The organism is Pseudomonas sp. WS 5412 (genome assembly GCF_012985615.1).
Classification (GTDB): Bacteria; Pseudomonadota; Gammaproteobacteria; order Pseudomonadales; family Pseudomonadaceae; genus Aquipseudomonas; species Aquipseudomonas shahriarae.
In genome coordinates, this window is record NZ_JAARMB010000001.1 from 551,121 (window position 1) to 573,468 (window position 22,348).

Annotated in this window: 16 protein-coding genes; 10 read left to right on the top strand and 6 right to left on the bottom strand. The window is 61.2% G+C overall.

Features of this window, described 5'->3' with window-relative positions; translation table 11 throughout:
• Positions 1-60: 60 nt before the first annotated feature.
• The 3 genes from HBR94_RS02620 to HBR94_RS02630 form a co-directional block, all read right to left on the bottom strand.
• Positions 61-2,472 carry a glucose/quinate/shikimate family membrane-bound PQQ-dependent dehydrogenase gene (locus HBR94_RS02620; RefSeq protein WP_169959719.1) on the bottom strand — a complete coding sequence of 804 codons (2,412 nt, stop codon included), beginning with the start codon at positions 2,470-2,472 and terminating at the stop codon, positions 61-63.
• Between the two features lie 100 nt (positions 2,473-2,572).
• Complete coding sequence (locus HBR94_RS02625) at positions 2,573-3,910, bottom strand: carbohydrate porin (protein ID WP_057438298.1); 1,338 nt, start codon at positions 3,908-3,910, stop codon at positions 2,573-2,575.
• A 574-nt stretch (positions 3,911-4,484) separates the two neighbouring features.
• Positions 4,485-6,503: a TonB-dependent receptor gene (locus HBR94_RS02630; RefSeq protein ID WP_170044096.1), complete on the bottom strand. Its 2,019-nt coding sequence runs from the start codon at positions 6,501-6,503 to the stop codon at positions 4,485-4,487.
• A 177-nt stretch (positions 6,504-6,680) separates the two neighbouring features.
• On the opposite strand from HBR94_RS02630, the gene HBR94_RS02635 reads away from it, so the two are divergent.
• Positions 6,681-6,914: a VF530 family protein gene (locus HBR94_RS02635; protein WP_057438302.1), complete on the top strand. Its 234-nt coding sequence runs from the start codon at positions 6,681-6,683 to the stop codon at positions 6,912-6,914.
• Between the two features lie 4 nt (positions 6,915-6,918).
• The gene (locus HBR94_RS02640) at positions 6,919-7,545 is read left to right on the top strand and encodes a Pr6Pr family membrane protein (protein WP_115128923.1); all 627 of its coding nucleotides are present in this window, start codon (positions 6,919-6,921) and stop codon (positions 7,543-7,545) included.
• Between the two features lie 104 nt (positions 7,546-7,649).
• Here HBR94_RS02640 and HBR94_RS02645 read toward each other — a convergent pair whose 3' ends face one another.
• Entirely contained in the window at positions 7,650-8,417 is a 768-nt protein-coding gene (locus tag HBR94_RS02645) for a siderophore-interacting protein (RefSeq protein WP_169959718.1), read from the bottom strand.
• On the bottom strand, positions 8,414-8,986 hold the full coding sequence (locus HBR94_RS02650) for a PadR family transcriptional regulator (protein ID WP_057958564.1): 573 nt from the start codon (positions 8,984-8,986) through the stop codon (positions 8,414-8,416). Before HBR94_RS02650 ends, HBR94_RS02645 begins: the two co-directional genes overlap by 4 nt.
• A gap of 490 nt (positions 8,987-9,476) precedes the next feature.
• Here HBR94_RS02650 and HBR94_RS02655 point away from each other — a divergent pair, with 490 nt between their 5' ends.
• From HBR94_RS02655 to HBR94_RS02685, 7 genes are all read left to right on the top strand, one after another.
• Entirely contained in the window at positions 9,477-9,968 is a 492-nt protein-coding gene (locus HBR94_RS02655; RefSeq protein WP_170044097.1) for a CS1 type fimbrial major subunit, read from the top strand.
• 117 nt (positions 9,969-10,085) lie between these two features.
• Positions 10,086-12,611, top strand: a complete 2,526-nt coding sequence (locus HBR94_RS02660; protein WP_170044098.1) for a CS1-pili formation C-terminal domain-containing protein — start codon at positions 10,086-10,088, stop codon at positions 12,609-12,611.
• A gap of 5 nt (positions 12,612-12,616) precedes the next feature.
• Positions 12,617-13,876: a hypothetical protein gene (locus tag HBR94_RS02665; RefSeq protein WP_225923819.1), complete on the top strand. Its 1,260-nt coding sequence runs from the start codon at positions 12,617-12,619 to the stop codon at positions 13,874-13,876.
• 641 nt (positions 13,877-14,517) lie between these two features.
• Positions 14,518-15,165, top strand: a complete 648-nt coding sequence (locus tag HBR94_RS28505) for a hypothetical protein (RefSeq protein ID WP_262383338.1) — start codon at positions 14,518-14,520, stop codon at positions 15,163-15,165.
• Positions 15,166-15,180: 15 nt separating this feature from the next.
• Entirely contained in the window at positions 15,181-15,921 is a 741-nt protein-coding gene (locus tag HBR94_RS02675) for a hypothetical protein (protein ID WP_057438396.1), read from the top strand.
• A 56-nt stretch (positions 15,922-15,977) separates the two neighbouring features.
• Complete coding sequence (locus tag HBR94_RS02680; protein ID WP_346342829.1) at positions 15,978-16,448, top strand: CS1 type fimbrial major subunit; 471 nt, start codon at positions 15,978-15,980, stop codon at positions 16,446-16,448.
• Positions 16,449-16,457: 9 nt separating this feature from the next.
• On the top strand, positions 16,458-17,198 hold the full coding sequence (locus tag HBR94_RS02685) for a hypothetical protein (RefSeq protein ID WP_057438313.1): 741 nt from the start codon (positions 16,458-16,460) through the stop codon (positions 17,196-17,198).
• Here the strand turns inward: HBR94_RS02685 and HBR94_RS02690 are convergent.
• A complete protein-coding gene (locus HBR94_RS02690; RefSeq protein WP_170044100.1) occupies positions 17,195-20,284 on the bottom strand; it encodes a transglycosylase domain-containing protein in 3,090 nt (1,029 codons plus the stop codon). The two genes, HBR94_RS02685 and HBR94_RS02690, sit on opposite strands and share 4 nt — an antisense overlap.
• Before the next feature lie 616 nt (positions 20,285-20,900).
• On the opposite strand from HBR94_RS02690, the gene HBR94_RS02695 reads away from it, so the two are divergent.
• Positions 20,901-22,319 carry an amino acid permease gene (locus HBR94_RS02695; RefSeq protein WP_057958570.1) on the top strand — a complete coding sequence of 473 codons (1,419 nt, stop codon included), beginning with the start codon at positions 20,901-20,903 and terminating at the stop codon, positions 22,317-22,319.
• Positions 22,320-22,348 lie beyond the last annotated feature (29 nt).

Sequence of the window (22,348 nt, forward strand, 5' to 3'; positions counted from 1 at the left end):
TGAGTTGTATTTCAAATAAAAAACCCCGGAATTCCGGGGTTTTTTTGTTGCAGCTGTCGCTTAATCCGCCAGCTTGAACGCCATCACATAGTCACCCTGCTTGGTCCCCAGGGAACCATGACCGCCCGCCACGACCAGCACGTACTGCTTGCCGTCCTTGCCGGTGTAGGTCATCGGGGTGGTTTGCGCGCCTGCAGGCAGGCGGCCTTCCCACAGTTGCTTGCCGTTTTTCACGTCATAGGCACGCAGGTACTGGTCGAGGGTACCGCTGAGGAAGGACACGCCACCGGCGGTGGTGAAGGTCCCGCCCAGGCTTGGCACACCCATGCTCAGGGGGATGGGCACTGGCGAGCTGTCACGCACGGTGCCGTTCTTGTGCATCCAGATGGTCTTGTTGTTGGTCAAGTCCACGGCGGCCACATAACCCCAGGCCGGTGCCTGGCATGGCAGGCCCATTGGCGAGAGCATGGCTTCCAGGACCACGCCATAAGGCGTGCCTTTGTTCGGCTGCACACCTTCGGTCTCGCTGACACGCGGGCCCATGGCGGCGATTTTTTCTGCCGGGATCATGGTCGACTTGAACGCCATGTAGCTTGGGTTGACGAAGGCAATCTGGCGCACCGGATCAACCGAGATGCCGCCCCAGTCGAACACGCCGAAGTTGCCGGGGTAAACGATCGAACCTTGCAGCGATGGCGGGGTGAACGGGCCATCGTAGCGCAGGGATTTGAAGTCGATCCGGCAGAGCATTTGGTCGAACGGAGTCACGCCCCACATGTCACGTTCCTTGAGGGGCGGTGGCATGAAGTTGAGGTCGGACTTGGGCTGGGTCGGCGAGGTGTGATCGCCTGCCACTGCGCCTTGCGGTACCGGGATTTCGTTGATCGGCACCACCGGCTCGCCCGTTGCACGGTCCAGCACGTAGATGCTGCCTTGCTTGGTCGAGGCCATCACGGCTTGCTTCACGCCGGCCGCTGTCTTGATGTCGATCAGGCTTGGCTGGCCGCCCACGTCCATGTCCCACAGGTCATGGTGGGTGAACTGGTAGTGCCAGCGCACTTTACCGGTGTCGATATCCAGGGCGGTCAGGCCGGCAGCGTGCAGCTCGGAAGCCGGGGTGCGGTAGCCACCGAACTGGTCCGGGGTCTGGTTGCCCATCGGCAGGTAGAGCATGCCGAGTTTTTCATCGACGGCGAACATCGACCACATGTTGGGCGAGTTGCGGGTGTAGGTCTTGCCTTCGGCAATCGGCGTTGTGTCGTCCGGGTTGCCGCTGTCCCAGTTCCACACCAGCTTGCCGGTGTGCACGTCGAACGCGCGGATTACGCCGCTTGGTTCGTCGGTGGAGACGTTATCGGTGACGTGACCGCCAATGACCACCAGGTTCTTGGTGATGGCGGGCGGCGAGGTGGAGTAGTAACCACCGGGGGCGAAGGTGCCGATGTTGGCGCCCAGGTCGACCTGGCCTTTGTCGCCGAAGTCTTCACACATCTTGCCGGTGTCGGCGTTCAGTGCGATCAGACGGGTGTCGGCGGTCGGCAGGAAAATGCGGCGCGGGCAGGCATTGGCGGCTGGCGCGGCGGCGCCGGTGGCCGGGCTTTGCTCGGTGGCGGCGTAGGCCGCGTCATCGTGATACGACACGCCACGGCAGGTCATATGCGCCCAACCCTTGAAGTTCTCGGCTTTCTGCGTCGAGAGCTTAGGGTCGAAACGCCAGATTTCCTTGCCGGTGTCCGGATCAAGGGCAATCACCTGGCTGTGCGGGGTGCACACGTAGAGCATGCCGTTGACTTTCAGCGGGGTGTTTTCCGCGGTGGTTTCACCGGGGTCGCCCGGGCCAGGCAGGTCGCCGGTGCGATAAGTCCAGGCCGGTACCAGCTTGTGGGCGTTTTCCGGGGTGATCTGCGCCAGCGGCGAGTAACGATCACCGAAACCCGAACGGCCATAGGAGTTCCAGTCGCCATCGGCCTGGGCCGGCGCGGCATTGGTCATGCCCGGTACCGCGTCGCGGTCCAGTTGGCCCTTGATTTCACCGGGGTTGGTGAACTGGCTGGCCACGGCGGTTGCGCCGGCCAGCACCACGGCTACGCTCAGCGCGCCGGTGCCCAGCGGGGCGGGTTGGCCGCGCAGCAGGGGACGGCGGAACCACGGCAGCAGCATGACGATGCCCAGGCCGAACAACAGGGCCAGGCGCGGCACCAGTTGCCACCAGTCCAGGCCGACTTCCCACAGAGCCCACACCGTACTGGCGAACAGCACCACAGCGTACAGGCCCAGCGCCGCGCGGCGCGTAGCCAGCAGCAGAACGCCGGTCAGAGTGATGCCGATACCGGCCAGCAGGTAGTACAGCGACCCGCCGAGCATGCTCAGCTTGATGCCCCCGGCCAACAAGGCCAGGCCCATGATCAGCAGCAAGATCCCCAGCAGCCTGGGCAGCAGGCGGCTTGGGCTTGAAGCACCATCAGTGCTCATAGTGTGATTCTCCGTGACGTTTAAAGTAGTCCCGCGCTTGTTCACTGTAGATGACGTTTGTGCGCGGGCTTGGTTCAGGTCTCATTGCGTTTATTGCGATTCAGAAGGACGCTTGCAGCTTGATCCCGCCGACCAGCGCGTCATCCACCTGGGCAACGGCCCCCGGATGCCGGATGTATTGCAGGTTCGGGCGCACCGTCAGCCAGTTGCTGACATGCACGCCGTAATAGAGCTCGGCGCTGTATTCGGTGTCTTGCACCGGCAGGTAGGCGGCGTCGTCGAAGTCGTAGACCGCACGGGCCTGGTTGCTGGCCTGGGCGTTCTTGCGATAGGCCGGGTTGACGTGCACGCGGGCCACGGCAAAGCCGATATCGTCCTGGGCGCGGGCATCGAACGGGCCTTTGTAGACCACCCCGGCCTGCACATAGTTATCCACAGCGTTGGTCTTCTTATCGTGCATCGTCGCGTTGGCGAACACGCTCAAGCCACGGCTGTTGTCGCTGGCGAGGCGGGTGACCTGCTGCTGCACACCCAGCCACACACCGTGCTTGCTGGAGGCACTGCGATAGGCCTCGCCACTGACGGCGGCGGGCTGGTCGTGGCGGTCCTTGTAGACATCGCTGGCCTTGGCGCTGCTGTAGTAGTAACCGGCGCGGTATTCGCCCGGCAGGCCATGGAACGTTGGCGTCCACACCAGCTCCACCGGCAGCAGGGCGCCCTGGGTGCCGCTGCCACTGAGCTTGAAGCCATTGCCGCGATCGAGGTTGGACGGGTTCTGCTCATAGGCGCCGACCTGCGCGTACAACTCGGGCGTCAGGTGGTATTTGACCCGCAGCGCCCATTGGCTCACGGGCCAGTTGTACCAGATGCCACCGACCCAGTTGCCCACCTGGGAGCCGCAGAACGCCAGGTTCTGGAAGTCACAGGGGAAGCTGTTGAAGTCTTCGCCTTCGCCAAAACGCCCAGCTTTGATATCCAGTTTTTGGTCGAAGAATTTCTGCTGGTACCACATCTGCGTCAGGCGCCAGGTCTGGCCACGGCCCCAGACTTCCTGGGACGAGGTAAAACCGCCGACCCGTGGGTCATTGATGCGGTCATTGCTGATGTTATTGCCACTGCGCTCGGTGATCGTCAGTTGGAACTCGGCGTCGTGCCAGCCGAGGATCTTCTGCAGGTCCAGGTGGCTGCCGAAGGCCCATTGGTCGCTGTAGCGGGCGGTGCGGTCATGGTCCGAGCCGCCATGCAGGTTGCTGCCCATCTCGCCGGTGTAGTCGATCTTGAAGTCGTAGCCTTGTTGAGACAGCGCTGTCCGGGAACCGCCGAAATCACCCAGCATCCACGGTGACTCGCGGTCAAAGGCAGGGGCGGCCTGGGCACAGGTGATCAGGCACAAAGGCAGCAGCGCAGCGCACAGGCGCAGTGTTGGGAAAGCAGGCATAGGCAAGGGCAGGTCTTAATAGTTTTTGGTTTTAGTACGCAAACGGCGACCGGCGGGGCGGGCGCGCATCAGGTTTTTGGGTGGCAGATGAAACGTTTCAGGTTGTTGCCGACAAGGATAAAGCGCCGGCACGGGGAGAGAAAGGGCTAATCGCAAGATGGATTATTTCGGATTTGGTAACAGTCGGCACAGAGACCGCAAAGCAGTGAGGGAGCTGGCTTGCCCACTCCCACAGGGGATCTCGTTTACAGCACGGGTTTGGCTAGACCACACAACTTGATGTGGGAGCTGGCTTGCCTGCGATAGCGTTGGGTCAGCACCGGATAGGCTGGCTGACCCACCGCCATCGCGGGCAAGCCCGCTCCCACAGGGGGGCTCGTTTGCAGTACGGGTTTAGCTAGACAACACAATTTGATGTGGGAGCTGGCTTGCCTGCGATAGCGTTGGGTCAGCACCGGATAGGCTGGCTGACCCACCGCCATCGTGGGCAAGCCCGCTCCCACAAGGGGGCTTGTCTGCAGCACGAGTTTGGCTAGACAACACATAGCTCCCACAGGTTGAACATCCCTGTCTGTCAGAAGGTCGTGCGCAGGCCCACCTGCACGCTGCGCCCCGGTGCCGGTGCGATATCGCGCAGGATCGAGCTGGCATAACGCACGGTCTGGTTGGTCAGGTTCTCGCCGTCAACAAATGCCAGCCACTGGCTGCCACCCAGGTTGAAGCGATAGCCGGCACTGGCGCCCAATGTGGTGTAGCCGTCGGTCCCGCTTTCGTTGTTCGGCACCCGACCCTGGCCAGCAGCATGCTCGATATCAATGCGCGCCTGCCAGCGATCCAGTTCCCACAGCAGGCCACTGTTCAGGCGCAGCGGCGCAATACGGGGCAGGGCTTCGCCGGTCTCCAGGTTGGTGGCGCGGGTGTAGTCGCCCGACAGTTCCAGGGCAAATTTGCCGTAGGCGCTTTCGCCAAGTTTCCAGTGATCCTGGGCTTCGAAGCCGACGAAACGTGCGCGTACGCCGGAGTAGGTGTATTCCGGGATGCCGTCGGCGTCTTCTTCGCCTTCGTCATTCAAGGTGCGACCGCTGTTCAGCAGGCCGATGTAGTTGGAGAAGTGGCTGTAGAACACGCCAAAACTGCCCTTGTGCGTGCCATTGTCAAAGCGCAGGGCCAGGTCGCTGGCCACGGCTTTTTCCTTGGACAACTTGGCGTCGCCCACTTCATAAGTGCCGGTGGCGACGTGGGCGCCGTTGGCGTACAGCTCGTAGAAGGTCGGCGCGCGCTCGGTGTAGCCCAGTGTCGCGGCCAGCGACCAGATGGGCGTGAGGGTATACACCGCGCCCGATGACAGGCTGCCAGCGGTGAAGCTGCTGGAGGTGTTGGCATTGGCAAAGCGCTCGTTGCCCTTGCCGTCCGGGTCGACAGTGGTGTGTTCCAGGCGCCCGCCCAGGCTCAGTTTCAGGCGCTCGGTGGCCTGCATTTCTTCGAGGATAAACAGCGCGCCGGCATTGGTCTCGGTCTGCGGTACGAAGGCTTCCTCGCCCAGGGCGGAAAATTCGCTACGGCTGACCTGGGCACCGACGATGCCGTCGAAAGGCCCCATCGGCTGGTGCCGTGCTTCGATGCGCGCCTCATAGCCCTTGTTCTTGAAGGTGGTACCGGTTTCGCCGCCTTCGATTTCCCGGTGTTCGTAATCGGTGTAGCCAGCGTCGAGTTTGACCGAGGTAAACGGCCCTTGCAGGTTGCGGATTTCGGACGCAAAGGCGTAATGCTCTTGCTGCATGCGGATGCGCACATCCTGTTCGGCGGGCGAGCCGTAGTTGCTGTCGGAGTTGCTGTAGGACAGCCCGGCGTAACCGTCGTCCCAAGTGTAGGAACCGCCCACTGCGCCACTGTCCTGACGCCCATCGCTGTTGCCCAGGCGGCCGTTTTTGCCGGGGCCGTTTTCACTTTGCGGGGCATGGCGGCTGCGGGCGTAACCGGGGATTTTCAGGTCGTTGAATTGCCGTGCGCTGGCATCCAGGTGCAGGGCGAAGCGGCCGTTGCCGGCTTCCAGCTTACCGGCGCTGCTGCGGGTGGTGTCGGCGCCGCCGTAGCGCAACTCGCCCGCGCCATGGATACCTTCGATGGCTTCGGTGGGGATGCGGTTGTCGAAGGTATTGACCACGCCGCCGATGGCGCTGCCGCCGTAGAGCAGGGCGGCCGGGCCACGGACGATCTCAATGCGCTCGACATTGACCGGGTCCAGCGGCACCGCATGGTCATAAGACAACGACGAGGCATCCAGCGCGCCGACGCCGTTGCGCAGGATGCGGATGCGGTCGCCATCCTGGCCACGGATGATCGGGCGGCTGGCGCCAGGGCCAAAGTACGACGACGACACCCCCGGCTGCTTGTTCAGGGTTTCGCCAAGGCTGCCTTTTTGTTGCAGGGTCAGGTCATCGCCTTCCAGCACCGTGGTGGGCGAGGCCAGTTGTTGGCTGCCCAGCGGGTTGCCGGTGATGACTTGGGGTTGCAGTTCCAGGGCGTGGGCCTGGGTGCCGATCAGCAGGGCGGCGGCCAGCGGCGTCAGGCGCCAGAGAGGGGAGAGGGACATCGGGGGTTCCTTGGCAAAGCAGAGAAGGTTTGATATGAATGGTTACAATATAACATCTCTTTTTCGTCCGGGAAGCGGAACTTTTTCAACGGCTATAGTGAACACGGTGCTTCCGCCTGCCTGGCCTCTCGGCTAAGGTGCGCGGCTTCCTCTTTATTTACTTGGCAAAGGCCCGGCATGACCGCATCGAACAACAACCCCCTGCACGGCGTTACCCTGGAACAGGTGCTCACTGCACTGGTGGCGCATTACGAATGGGAAGGCCTGGCCGAGCGCATTGATATCCGCTGCTTCAAGAACGACCCGAGCATCAAGTCCAGCCTCACCTTCTTGCGCAAGACCCCGTGGGCGCGGGAGAAAGTCGAAGGCCTGTACGTTAAGCTGATGCGCACCAAACGCCCGCTGGACTGATCCCATGAAGCGCTTTATCGCGTCAGCGGCGCTGGCCGGCTGGGCGGGCCTGGCGATCCAGCAGTACCTGGTCCTCTACTCACGCTGGATGGCCGATGCCAGCCTGTTGGGTGGATTGGTGAGTTTCTTCAGCTTCTTCACGGTGCTGACCAACACCCTGGCGGCGGTGGTGCTCAGTTATGCACTGGTGAATCGCCCTTCAGCCGGGCGCCGCTTTTTCCTGCAGCCTGCGGTCAGCAGCGGGATAGCGGTGAGTATCGTCGTGGTGGGGCTGGCGTACAGCCTGCTGCTGCGGCATTTGTGGAGCCCCGAGGGCTGGCAGTTTATCGCCGACGAATTGCTCCACGATGTGATGCCGCTGCTGTTCCTGGGGTATTGGTGGCGGTGTGTGCCCAAGGGGACGTTGCGCCTCAGGCACATCGGCTATTGGGCGATCTACCCGTTGCTGTATTTCGTGTACGTGCTGCTGCGCGGGCATATGCTGGGGCAGTATCAGTACCCGTTTATTGATGTCGACACCTTGGGATATCCACAGGTGTTTATGAATGCGGGGGGGATATTGCTGGGGTTTGTGGCGGTGGCGTTGGCGATAGTGGGGCTGGACAAGATCCCCAAGGTAACGAAGGACTAATGTGGGAGCGGGCTTGCCCGCGATTGCAGTGGATCAGTAGCAAATGTGCCGACTGATACAGCGCAATCGCGGGCAAGCCCGCACACATTTTGACCGAGTGAGCCCTATTCTTCGTCGCTGCCCTGGGCTCGCCAGTAGCCCACGGCCTTGACGAATTCGTCGTTGAGCTGGTGCTTATCCAGCAGCACCCGCCGAACCTGGCGTGACAGCTTGGTCTCGGTAGCCACCCAGGCATACAGCGCCCCGGCCGGTGGCTGCAGGTGCTCCACCGTGGCCAGCAGGTCATCGACCCCGCGCATCACCCAGATCACTTCCACATCCGCCGCACTGTCGAGCGTCTGCTTTTCGTGCTCATCGGCAATTTCAATCACTGCCAGCACCTTGCGCCCCGCCGGCAGTTCTTCCAGGCGCCGGGCAATGGCCGGGATTGCGGTTTCGTCGCCGATCAGCAGGTAGCTGTCGAAGATATCCGGCACGATCATCGAGCCCCGTGGCCCGCCGATGTACAGGTGTTGGCCGACGGCAGCCTGCTCGGCCCAGGTCGACGCCGGGCCGTCGCCGTGCAGCACAAAGTCGATATCCAACTCCCCGATGGCCAGGTCGAAACGCCGTGGTGTGTAGTCGCGCATCGCCGGTTGTGGGCCCTCGCCCTTGATGGTGAAGGTCGGGCTTTGCAGCGCGGCCAGTTCGGCGGCGTTCTGCGGGAACAGCAGCTTGATATGGTCATCGCTGCCCAGGCTGATAAACCCGGCCAGTTGCTCGCCACCCAGGGTGATGCGGCGCATGCGCGGGGTGATATCGACCACCCGCAATACCTGCAGGCAGCGGCGTTTGATCTCGTGGGTGACGCGGTGGATGACGGGCTTGTTCATTCACTTTTCCCCTGTACAGGTTGGACGGCCGGGCCATCCACAATGGCTTGGGCGGTGCTGTTGAGCAGCCCCGCAACACGCGTGATTTCTTCCGGGCTCCAGCGCCCGTGGTGCAGTTGCAAGGCATGGCGCAGGTTGTGCACCGCCTCGTGGATCTCGGGTGGCCGGTCGTGGCCGCGCAGCGAACGCTTGCTCACGTCGATGCGCATGCGCACACCGTCCAGGGCAATTTTCTGTTCACTCAAGAAGAGACGTCCGGCGTCGGTGATTGTGTAGCGTTTTTTCCCGCCCTCGGCGTCGCCACTGATCAACTCGCTTTCTTCGAGGAAGGTCAGGGTGGGGTAGATCACCCCGGGGCTGGGGCTATAGGCGCCGTCGAACAGCCCTTCGATCTGGCGGATCAGGTCGTAGCCATGGCACGGCTGTTCGGCGATCAGCGCCGGCAGGAGGATTTTCAGATCGCCCGGGGCAAAGACCCGGGGCCCCCGGCCACCGCGCTCGCGGCCTGGGCGTTTCTCGAAGCCGTCGCGGCCGTCACCGGGTTCACGGTGGGAATGATGGTCTCTCATTGTCATGCTCTCTGTGGGTGTCTAAGACATAACGTAAGATATATCTTATGGATCGAGCAATGCCTTCTGACGAACGGTAGGGCGCCAACCCCGGGTGCTATCACCGGCACCACAGGCTGATTTATAAATGGTCGGTTTAAATAGAGTTGTGGAGTTTTTGCTCTAAAGTAAGTTCTGCTTAGCTATAGCTATTCGTGTACTCCATTTCTTACGGAACGATGTCTTATATAGGTAAGCCGAACTAATGTTGCATGTATTACCGGGATGACAGGTAATACGTGACTTATTGAGTTTTCAGGATTTTTTCTGCCTGCATAGAGGGTTTGATAACTACGCGCTACACGGAAATGGCTGGCTTACCTGAAGTTGGAATCGGCAGATAATTTACTTGCGTCTTAGGACTCAACTTGGAGTTGGGCTTGTGGCGCGTCATGAAGTTTCGATCGAGTCGAATCTTTAACTTACTTAAAGTGACAACAGGTATTTAACGATGCTGAAAAAAACTGCTTTCGTCCTGCCACTGGTCTTGTTGGCTATCGGCTCTTCCAGCGTGTTTGCTGCCGGTGAAGCCACCAGTGTCATCAACATCAAGGCAACCATTCCTACCAAACAGTTCCACGCCCAGCCGGTGGATCCGGATTTCGGTAAGGATGAAACCATGTCCTACAACACCGTCACTGGCCAATTGAGCCAGATCCGTGCCACCTACGCGGTAAAAAATACTGACGGTTCGATCAAGGCCTACATCGAAGGCGGCCCGGCATCCCTGAGCAACGGCACGTCCTCCATCCCCCTGACCACTTCCTTCAACGGCGTGACCCTGACCGGTTCGCCACTGGAAGTCGTGGATGACGCCAGCTCCACCCCGGGCACCCAGGCCGATATGGTGGTTGTGGCCGCCAAGCCAGCCGACACCGACGCAGGCCTGTTCACCACCAACTACACCGTGGTGTTCGATCACGAGCCACGCGTTGCGCCGTAAAGGCGACCTGTTGATCAGTAAGCATCGGCTTATTGCTTAGCCCTACCGATCGACAGGCAGTCGCTGTCGGTTGATCGGTATTCAAGTATTCCCTGTGCGTAATCAGAGTATCCGTTCATGTTCCCGATGATTTTCATCGCGGCAGCGCTCGCCTTGTTGTTTTGTACGGGGGCGTTTGCAGCTGACGCGGCAACTGGCACAACCCCAAGAAGTTTGCTGTCCCAGGCCAAGGGTTTACCGGCTGACTTCGAGGAGCATTTTTTTGATGTGCCGTTGGCGGTACGGGTCGAACTGGATGAGGAGTTCGTCTCTGAGGCGATGATTGTCCTCACCCGCGACGACCGCCTGACCCTGCTGGATTTCACTGACCATGAAGGCAGTGTGATCAAGGATATCGAGCGCGACCGCTGGGGTGACTACCTCAAACAGGGTGTGCCGTTGGGGACCTGCGAAAGTGGCTGCCCGGATCAGTTGCTGGCGGTGCACTACAACCTGGAAAAGTCCCTGCTCACATTGCTCACCGAGAATGCCGAGCGTGAAGGGCAAGAATCGAAGTACTACTCCCTGCCCACGGGCGGCAGCACGGGCCTGATCGTGCGTAACCAGCTGAATATCAGTGGCGGCCAGGGCCAGGACCTGGGTGGACGCCTGGGGCTGGATGCCAGCGGCAGCCTGGGCAATTGGAACCAGGTGCTGAACATGCAGTTCTCGCGCTTGGGCGGCCCGGATGACGATGCCCTCAACCACGCCGTGTACTCGTTGTACTCCCAGCGTGAACTGCACGGTGAGTTCCTGCGCCTGGGCTATTTCACGCCTAACGCCGAAGGCCTGACCCGGCAACTGCGTACATTCGGCGCGAGCCCCGACACCGCCGTGGGCGTGATGTACGGCAGCTCCGACAGCCTGATGATCAGCAATCCCAAGCCGAGCATCTACCCCATTTACGTCACGGCCAATCGCCAGGCCTCGGTCGAGATTTACCGCAACGGGCTGTTGATCAACACCCAGGCCGTTACCACGGGCTTGCAGAGCCTGGACACACGGCCCTTGCCCGGCGGCATCTACGAGGTGGAAGTGCGCCTGGTGGAAGACGGGCAGATCACCAGCACCACCCAGGAGTTGGTGTACAAGCCCAATAACTGGCGCAACCTCGACAACCGCTGGCGCTACAACGTCTTTGCCGGGCAAGAAAGCAAACTGCTCAGCAACTGGGACGAGCAACCCAGTGGCGACCTGACCGCCGGTGCCTCCCTCAACTATCTGGCTCACCCTCGAGTGGTACTGGGGTTGTCCGGGCGCCAGGTCAAGGACAACATGCAGTACGGCACGTCCGTCGACTGGTCCCTGGCCAATAACGCCAGTCTCTACGCCAACATCTACCAGACCGATAGTTACGGCACCGGCGTCGACTTCAACAGCCTCTACAACTACGGGCTGGGCAGTGTGGTGCTCAACCACACCCGCAGTTGGCTGGATAACCGCAACACCTACGAAACCCTGCCCGACGGCACCCGCATTCGCCAGCGCGATATCTTTGTCGGCCAGACCAGCCAGTCGTCGCTGTCAGTGAACCATCGCCTGAGTAACCTGCGTTCCATCAACGCCCGGTTGGCTTATAGCGAAGGCAACGTTCAAGGTCTGGGGCTGGACCTGGGCTGGACCGAACGGGCTCACCTGTTTGGCAATGACGCCAACTGGCGACTGTCGCTGTTCGACCGTCCTGCCAGCTCCAGCACCGGCGACAAGCGCAATCGCGGGGTCGACCTGAGCGTCAGCCTGGCCCTTGGCAGCCCGGGCGAACAATGGTCGGCCAGCATCGGTACACGCACCTCCCGTGACGGTGGCCGCGACAACAACGGCTCGCTGAGCTATCGCCGCGACCTGCAGGATCATGTTCTGCAAAGTGTTTCGGCCACCGCCCTGGTTGACACCTACGGCGTCGGGCTGTCCGGCATGGCCAGCTTCCAGACCGATGCGGTCAATGGTGACGGTTTTGTGCAGCGCTCATCGTTCAATAACGACCTGACCGGTGGCCTCAACCTGGACAGCACCTTTGCCGTCGGCGGGCAGCGGATGGTGCTCACCAGCCAGTATGCCGGCAGCGGTTCGGGGATGATTGTCGACGTTGAAAGCGATGTGGACGACATCGTCCTGCGGGCCGATGACTTGAGTGGCGGCAGCACCATCTTGCGACCTGGGCGCAACTTCATCCCAATCGCCGCCTACAAGGGCAGCTCGGTCAGCTTCGACTTCGACGGCAACCACGCACCTGCGGCCAATATCCAGCCACCGCGCACGGCCTACCACCTGAACAAGGGCGGCGTGGATTATCGCAAGATCAGCGTGATGCGCACCGTCACCGTGCTCGGGCGCCTGGTGGACCCTCAGGGCAAACCGCTCAAGGGCCACCACATTCTCAACCACGCCAGCCGTGGGGTGAGCGAGGTCGATGGGTTTTTCTCCCTGGAAATGAACGCCAGCTCGCCGACCCTCGAGGTGCGGCGTAACAACCAGCTGCTGTGCCAGTTCCGCCTGGATACCGCCAATGCGCACAGTGAAAACGACGTGCTGATGATTGGGGATTTGCGCTGCACGCCGGACACCCTGGCCGACTCCACCTTTACCCAGCAGACCGCAGGTTGAGTGGCATGACGAGATTACCGACCACCATGAAACGCATCAGAACTTTGATCTGCCAGTTGGGAGGAGTAGGCGCTACGTTGTTGTTCAGTTCGACGGCGGTGGCGCTGACCCAGGACATCACGGCCGTGTTTACGCCGGACCCCGGCAATCCGTTTGTGAACCAGTTTCGTAATACAACGCCTATCAGTTCTATTTGCGAGTCTCACATTCCAAACCAGTGCAAGGCGTTGAATATCTTCAGCCTGCGGGAGTGGAACTTTGAGGCGTTATCCAACGGGCCGATCCTGGCCAACCATGAGAATGACCGCCAGGGCTATTACGTAAAAGTGCCATCCGAGTGGCGAGATGTGCTGGTGACGCATAACAGAACCGGGGAAGTCGAGACCGTAAAGATGCGTATTGCCGGGCTAGGTGGCGTCTGGACTGCGGCCAATCCGCCGGGGGTGGCGGCTTGGGCGCAACCTGGACGTGCATGGCATGCGCAATGGCAAAACGCTCCGAGCCCGTGCCGAAGTACTGGTCACCTTAAGTTTACCAATGCCTCTGCCACGTATTTCTGGTTGGTCCCTGAAGGAGCAGGCGCCTGTGGTCGCAAGCCCTCGCTGGATATTCCCAGGTTGCGCCTGTTCCAACTCGAGTATGCCTATGAGCTTAAAACCCCCAATCCGCTAGGCATGTCCAGCGGTGAATACTCTGGCAGCCTCACCTACACCATGGGGCCTGGGGGAGATTATGACTTCGGCGATGTGCTGATTCCGTCGGACAACCAACTGACCTTCAATTTCGCCCTGGAAGTGCAACACCAGCTCCAGGTGGACGTCCCCCCGGGCGGTAACCGTGTCGAACTGGTGCCCCAGGGCGGCTGGCAAGGCTGGGTGAACCAGGGGCGCAAGCCGGCACGGTTGTTCCGTGACCAGACGTTCAATATTTCCGCCTCGTCGCGCTTCAAGATGCAGATGGCCTGCGATCAGGTCGTAGGGGACACCTGCGCCTTGAAAAACACCACGGACGGTCATGAAGTGCCGCTGGACGTCAGCGTCAGCCTGCCCCATGGCCTGAACCGTGAAGACGGCAGCGCGGTGAATCGCCAGCCGCTGCTGCTCAGCGGCGCCGGCACCGAGCAGTTCAATCCGGGCTTCTACGTCAACAGGCGGCCCGGCACCCTGCACTTCGAGGTCAAGAAAGATTACGCCGAGCAGATGCTCAGTCGAGGCGGTAGCACCTACACGGGCCAGGTCTCAGTGGTCTGGGATTCACAAATATGAGCTGCCGTCAGATAGAGGCCGTCAGTGGTAGCGGCATGAATGTAGCGAAGTGGCTAGGGCGTGGCTCGCAGGTGGCGGCCAGCGTGTTACTGGCGTCGCTGGCAATGCCTGCAATCGCTGTGGAGATGAGCATTCATGCTGAGTTTCGGCCGGACCCTGCACAGCCGCACTTGAACAAGTTCGAGAACAAAACGCCCAGTGTTGGTTACTGTGTGTCATTCCCTGCCCAGTGTAAGTCCTTGAACATATTCAGCCTCAGGGCTGCTATTTCGGCTGAGTCCGTGACGCAAATCTCTGCGTTTCATACGGATCAACGGCAAGGCGCAATGTTTAAGGTCCCAACGGAGTGGCAGGATCTGACCGTGGTGCATCGGCAGACTCAGGAGACCGAGACGTTAAAGGTACGGATCATGGGGGTCGGTTCGACATATTCCATTCCCAACCTGATTAGCCTGGTCGGAGGGGGCGTGACCCCTTTGCAGGCTCATCAGAGAATGTGGACCGGCTCCAGTTGGGTGTACCCGCCGCGTACCTGCCTGGGCACCGGGGTGAGCCTTTATGGGACGATAACCTATGGGTTTTTCTGGCGAACACCCGTCGGCTCTCTATGTGCCAGACAGGCCAGGTTCGACATTCCCACCATGCGCTTAAACAGCCTGGAGTTTGCCTATGAACTCATCACGCCCAACCCATTGGGCATGTCTTCAGGGGAGTACATCGGTAGTCATCAATACACCGTAGGGCCCGGCAAGGACTTCGATTTGGGCGACGTGATGATGCCCAGCAGCCCTACGCTGACTCTGAATTTCACCCTGGCGGTGCAACATGACCTCAAAGTCGAAGTTCCCCCCAACGGCAACCGTGTCGAGCTGGTGCCCCAAGGCGGTTGGCAAGCCTGGCTGAATCAGGGCCGCAAACCTGCGCGTCTGTTTCGCGACCAGACCTTCAGCATTTCTGCCTCGTCGCGCTTCAAGATGCAGATGAGCTGTGAGCGGTCTATCGGCGACACCTGTGCCTTGAAGAACACCACCGACGGCCACGAGGTGCCGCTGGACGTCAGCGTGAGCCTGCCCCATGGCCTGAACCGGGCGGACGGCAGCGCCGTGATTCGCCAGCCGCTGCTGCTCAGCGGCGCCGGTACCGAGCAGTTCAATCCGGGCTTCTACGTCAACAGGCGGCCCGGCACGTTGCACTTCGAGGTCAAGAAAGACCACGCCGACCAGATGCTCGAGCGCGGTGGCAGCACTTACTCGGGCCAGGTCACGGTGGTCTGGGACTCGGAACTTTAAATGAGACTGATGAAGATGAAACATCTGTTGGCGCTGTGTGCGCTGTGCTGGTTGCCGATCTCGGCACCGGCCGCTCCCAACATCAATGTCGGGGTGTTCTATGACTACCTGGACGGCGATAAAAGTACCTACCTCAAACGGGTTTTCAACGGCGGTGACAGCACGGCATTTATCAAAGTCTCGGTGATGGAGATCCTCTACAACGCCGACGGCACCTCCGAGGAAGTGGAGCTCAAGAGCAACCTCGAGAACACCGCCCGCGACGGCTTGATGGCCACCCCGGCACGCCTGATCGTCCCTGCCGATGGCATGCAAGGCACACGTTTGCTGTACCTGGGCGAGCGCGACAAAGAGCGCTATTTCCGCGTGCGTTTTGTGCCGGTGATGCCGGAGCCGGAGGACGATTTTGCCGTCTCCAGCGACGAGCGCGAGGCCTATAAAACCAACCTCTCGGCCGGCGTCACGGTACTGGCGGGGTTCGGCACAGTGTTTTTCGTGCGGCCCAAGGTCACGCGCTTTGCCACCCGTATCGACGATCAGCCTACTGAGTATGGGATGCATAACGATGGCAACAGCGTGGTGGTGGTCGACCAGTTCAAGGACTGCGCCAGCGACGGTGCCCAGGAATGTTTGCCCGTCACCAAGAACCACATCCTGCCGGGCCGTGCCTTCAGCTTCCCCAAGCAGGCAGGGCGTACGTATCGCTTCACTCTGGTCGAGGGCAGCGAGAAAAAACCATATGAGGTCAAAGGCTAATGGTCATTGAAAGAGCACATAGGCACGGGCACCGCCCATGCAGAGGCTGCAAAGTCGTGTTGGCAGCGCTGTTACTGGTGGTTGTCACGTTGCTCAGTACCCAGGCCCACGCGATCCGTGAAGAGCAGGTGTTCGAGGTTTCCGTCACCATTCCCACCGCCGACTTTTATGTGCTGCCGATCAACCCGGTGTTTTTGGAGCGTGAGCAAGAAATGGCGTGGAACCTGGTGACCCGCACGCTCAAGCCGTTGCGCGAACACTTCGACGTGAAAAACAGCGCCGGCGGGATTGTCGCGCGCCTGGGCGATCTGCCGGTGCTGTCCAACGGCCGGCGCCTGATCCTGTTGAACGTGTCCTTCAACGGCCAGGTGCTGGACCTGACGGACACCCTGGTGGTGCCCGCCGATCAAGCGCGGGTCGGCAAGCGAGTGCTGTTGGACATTGCTGCCGTCGAGCCGGAGGACGGCTACGTGCCGGGCGACTATTTTGGCAGCGTTAACCTGATATTCGACGCGTTGCGACCGTAAGAGGTGGTTATGAAATACGTTTATGCAGTACTGGGCGCGTGGCTGTGGTCCTTCAATGCCTATGCCGGGCCGGCCATCAATGTCGGGGATTTTTACGATTACTTGAATGGCGACAAAAACACTTATCTCAAGCGCGTGTTCAATGGCGGCACCAGCACCGCGTTCGTCAAGATCAATGTCACCGAAATGCTCTACAAACCCGATGGCAGCTACGACGAAGTACCGCTCAAAAGCCAAGGCGACGGCATGGTGCGCGATGGTCTGATGGCCAGCCCGGCACGCTTGATCGTGCCGGCCAATGCGATGCAAAGCACGCGCTTCCTGTTTATGGGCGAGCGGGACCGGGAGCGTTACTTCCGGGTGCGCTACTTGCCCGTGGCGCCGGAAAAGGACGATGACTTTGGCGTCAACGACGAGGACCGCGCGGCGTATGAGGCCTCATTGACGGCAGGTGTGCGGGTGATGTCGGGGTACGGCACGGTGTTCTTTGTGCGGCCCGAGCACAGCCGTTTCGATACCCGCACCGAAAACGGTGGCCGCACCTACACCCTGCGCAACGCCGGCAACACCGTCGTGGTGGTGGATGAGTTCAAGGACTGTTCGGTAGCGGATCGCACGGACTGCGCCCCTGTGACCAAGAACCATATCTTCCCGGGGCGGGTGTTCAGCTTTGAAAAACAGGCCGGGCGGACCTACCGGTTTTTCCTGGTGGAAGGCAGCTCCGAGAGAGTCGTCGAGATCAACGGCTAGGGCGCGCGGCACAAGGTGTGGCCAGCGGGCTGCAAATAGGGCGTCAGCACCGGCGCCATGCCCTTGAGCACCTGTACCGGCAGCGCCGAGGTAAACGTGAAATTCTGCGCACCGTTGCCGGGGACAAAGGCGGTCAAGGTACCGAAATGCCGGTCGCCGATATAGAACACAAACGTCGCCGTGCGGTTGATTGCCTTGGAACTGAGGACGCGCCCGCCGGCGCCAATGGCTTCGATGCGATTATCCCCGGTGCCGGTCTTGCCGCCCATGGCCAGTGGCGTGCCGTCGGCCAACTTGAAGCTGCCCGACAGCCTTTTTGCGGTGCCCGCGTCCACCACCTGGGACAGCGCACTCCGTAGGGCTGTGGCGACTTCGCTGGGCATCACCCGCTTGCCTTTATCGGGGTGGTTCACCAGCCGGGTTTCATAGGGCGTGCCCGGGGCGAAGTGCAGGCTGTCGATCCGCAGCGTCGGCTCACGTACCCCATCGTTCAGGATCGTCCCTACCAGTTCCGCCAAGGCTGCCGGGCGGTCACCGGAGCTGCCGATGGCGGTGGCCAGGGACGGCACCAGGTGGTCGAAGGGATAGCCAACCGCCTGCCAGCGCTGATGAATATCGAGGAACGCCTCAATCTCCAGCATGGTGCGGATACGGCTGTCCCGGGCGCTTTTGTGGCGGCTCTTGAACAGCCAGCCATAGACTTCCTGGCGCTCGTACTGGCTGGCGGCGACGGCCTGGGTGAAGGTGGCGTCGGGGGTGTTCAGCAGGTAGCCGAGCAGCCACAAGTCCAGTGGGTGGACCTTGGCGATATAGCCTTGGTCCGGCAGGTCATAGGCGCCGGGACCGTAGTCTTGATAGAGCTTTTCCAGGCGCGCATCGGTGAGTTTTTCCGCGGCCTTGGTGCCGGTCAGATGGGAGCGCACAAAGCTGTTGAAGCTCTGCTGGCTGGCCTGGGGCAACAGGTACCGGTGCACGGCGGCCAGGCGAATGGCGGTGGGGTGAATGCTGTCGAGAAAAGTCGCTAGCCGGGCCTGGGTGTCCTTGTTGCGGTACTTTTTCCAGAACCGCAGCAAAAAGGTCTTGCCCTCGCGGTCGGCAAACTGGGCCAGGTATTCCTGGCGGCGCGGGTCGTTGTCGTCCTTGAGCAACTGGGCGCTGTTGCCCGGTGCCTGGTAGGTGCTGTAGCGCACCAGGTCACGCATCAGCCGGATAAACGGCAGGTTGATGGATTCGCGCAGGGCATCACGCAGGGTCGGGTTGCGGCCATTGTCTTCGTTGCGAAAGTTATTGAAGTGATGCAGGCCGCCGCCGGTGAAAAAACGTTCGCCGGGGCTGGCGGAGTACTGCCGGTCGAGGGCCGCGTCGAGCATGTTCGCCAGGCTCCGGTCGCTGTTTTGCACCAGGTAATCCACGGCCCAGCGGGACAGGCGGTCCTGCTCGTCGAACACGACTTTTTTCAGCGCGGCGGGCGTCTGCCCGGCATAGCGCGCGTGCAGTTCGCCGATGATTTGCAGGTAGGTGGTGAGCACCCGCAGCTTGGCGGTGGAGCCCAGTTCCAACTTGCTGCTCTCGTTGATATCGAAGGGTTGGTCGGTGTTGTCGGTTTGCACCCGCACCCGGGCGCCGTCGGGTGTCATTTCGTAGAGGTTGAAGCTGTAGCGCACCTGAGCGGTGCTGGCCGCGGTCAGCAGGCGCGGGCCGAGCAGGCCGAGTTGGCCGGCGACGCTCGGGTCTGCCAGGCGCTTGAGGTACTCGGTGGCCTGGGTTTGCAGATCGCTTTGCAGGGTACTGGTGGCGGCCAGGTCGAGGCGGTCCAGGTCGTACAGCGAACGGTTGAGCAGGGCGGCCAGGCGGCTGCGGGCGACGCTGATGCCCTTGTTGGTTTCGATTGGCCGGAGGGTGGGTTGCTGCTGCCAGTCCCGATAGTTGACCTGACTGGCCAGGGCCGCCGTGGACAGTGCCGGTTCGATCACGCCGTTCTGGGCCAGCAGGCGGATATGGCTGTCGGTGAGCTGCGCCAGTTCATCGCGGCCCTTGGTCAGGTAATGGGACGGGCGGCGCTGGGCAATCATCAGCGACAGCACTTCACGCAGGGCCAGGCCTTTTTGCGCCAGGGATTGCGGGTCGCTGCCGGCGAGCAGGGCGTTGGTCTGGTTGAAGTCCGCGCCGTACCACACCCGCAGGCCCTCGGCCATGCCATGCACTTCGCCATGCCCCGGCACTGCCGACAACGGCACGCTGTTGAGGTAATCGCGCACGAGGTTTTGCCGTGCCTTCAGTGTCTGCGGACCATTCTGATAAGTGCGCACACTGGCGGAAATCATCTGACGAATTTTTTCGCCGCCGGACAGGGTCAGCCCGTCGGGGGAGTGGCGGTACTTTTCCAATTGCGTGGCGAGGGTGCTGCCGCCCGCCGTCTGGCCGGGCAAGTGCAACACTTTGGCGACCTGGGACCAGGCCGCCTTGGCAAAGCGCGGCCAGTCCACGGCGGGGTTGGCCTGGGGCTGGGCGGGGTTGAGCAACTCGCGGTTTTCGATAAACAGCAGGCTGTTGACCACCAGTGGCGGGATATCGGCAAAGGAAGGGTAGAGCTGCTGCGGGTAACTGAACTGGTACAGCGCGGTGCCACGGCAATCGGTGATCGACAAGCCCGCCTGGACTTTCTCGGCATAGGGCACGAACAGGCCGTGGCGAGTGTGGTTCATCAGCGCGTCGGAGAAGCGCGCCTGGGACTGGATCAGGTAATCGCGCTTGAGCAGCCTGGGTAAGAAGTCACCCAGGGCGCTGTAGCCCAGGCGCTGATCGAACGGGCCGGCACCGGGGTAGACGATGGCATCGCTGGGGCCGGGCTGCACGCTATAGGTCAGGGTTGCCGCCAGGCGACTGAACTCCCGCGCCTGCCACTTGGACGTGCGCATTTCCCGGGAAGCGGCAAACCCCAGCGCGATCAGGCCCATTACCAGCAACAACCACAACATACGCCAGGCATAGCGTCGTTTGCGGGGCTTTTGGGGCGGTGGCTGTTCATCCGGGCTGTCGGTTGGCACCGCAGCCTTGACCGAATTGGTTTGCCACGAAGCACCCATAGTCGATTGATCCATTCACGCAGATTGATCGGACTTGTCTGAAGCTTAGACGCTGGTAGGCGTGTAGGAAGGATTTGTGTGGAGTGTGAGATTTTGGCCGAATGCACGTGGCGGGGTGCGGGGGGATCTACCTATCTCTCCTGTGCAGGTGTTTGGGTGGGTGTGCATACCCGTTGTTTACAGCCAGCCCTCTGAATGTCTGCAAACACCGCGAGCGGTGGTCAGGCAAGGGGACAAGCCCCCACGCCAGCACACCGCAGGGAAGGCCCGTCCTAGAGCCATCCCCACAGGTAAATCCGCCAAAGGTAGGGGCATGACTGTGCACCATCCTTGTGCAATACTCGCCGCCGTTTAATGAAGGCAATTCCTACATTGCCCAGGTGATGCTCCTCCGTAAAAGGCGCTTTTGCCGAGAGTTCTCGCTGAATCTTGCTGTTTATTGAGTGAAAAGCCCTGCTCATGGCTTTTTATACTGCACCCCCGCTGAGCGGGCCCGGATTCTAGGGCCAGGCAGGTTTGCCCAAAAGGCAGCCTGGCAGGAGGGCGTCGTGGCGATCCGCCGTGATGCCGGACACTCGGTGGTTCATATCCAATAACAAAATGAGGTTGTACCCCTATGCCTGTTGGCAACCATCTGCCCCATGGCGAGACCGCTCAAGGCGGTCCGCTCAAACGCGAACTCGGCGAACGGCATATTCGTTTGATGGCGCTCGGCGCCTGTATCGGTGTCGGTCTGTTCCTCGGTTCGGCCAAGGCCATCGAGATGGCCGGCCCGGCAATCATGTTGTCCTACATCATTGGTGGCCTGGCGATCCTGGTGATCATGCGCGCCCTCGGTGAGATGGCCGTACATAACCCGGTGGCCGGTTCCTTCAGCCGTTATGCCCAGGATTACCTCGGCCCGTTGGCGGGCTTTCTTACCGGCTGGAACTACTGGTTCCTCTGGCTGGTGACCTGCGTTGCGGAAATCACCGCCGTTGCCGTGTATATGGGCGTGTGGTTCCCCGATACGCCGCGCTGGATCTGGGCCCTGGCGGCTCTGATCAGCATGGGCACGATCAACCTGATCGCGGTAAAAGCCTTCGGTGAGTTCGAGTTCTGGTTCGCCCTGATCAAGATCGTCACCATCATTGCCATGGTTATCGGCGGTGTCGGCATCATTGCCTTTGGTTTCGGCAACGACGGCGTGGCGCTGGGGATTTCCAACCTGTGGGCCCACGGCGGCTTTATGCCCAATGGCGTGCAGGGCGTGTTGATGTCCCTGCAGATGGTGATGTTTGCCTACCTCGGCGTGGAAATGATCGGCCTGACCGCCGGTGAAGCGAAGAACCCGCAGAAGACCATCCCCAATGCCATCGGCTCGGTGTTCTGGCGCATTCTGTTGTTCTACGTCGGCGCGTTGTTCGTGATCCTGTCGATCTACCCGTGGAATGAAATCGGCACCCAGGGCAGCCCGTTTGTGATGACCTTCGAGCGTCTTGGCATCAAGACGGCTGCCGGCATCATCAACTTCGTGGTGATCACCGCCGCGCTGTCGTCGTGCAACGGCGGGATCTTCAGCACCGGGCGCATGCTCTACAGCCTGGCGCAGAACGGCCAGGCCCCGGCGACCTTCGGTACCACCTCCAGCAACGGCGTGCCGCGCAAGGCCCTGCTGTTGTCGATCTTCGCCCTGCTGCTGGGGGTGTTGGCCAACTACCTGGTACCGGACAAGGTCTTCGTATGGGTCACCTCCATCGCCACCTTCGGTGCGATCTGGACCTGGGTGATGATCCTGCTGGCCCAGCTCAAGTTCCGTAAGAGCCTGAGCCCGGCCGAACAGAAGGCCCTGAAGTACCGCATGTGGCTGTACCCGGTCAGTTCGTACCTGGCCCTGGCGTTCCTGGTACTGGTGGTGGGCCTGATGGCTTACTTCCCGGATACCCGCGTGGCGCTGTATGTGGGCCCGGTGTTCCTGGTATTCCTGACCGTGCTGTTCTACGTCTTCAAGCTGCAGCCGACCCAGGACGGTCTTGGCGCGCAACGTTCGGCGTAATCCCCTGACCCCTGGCCTGCCTGTTTGCT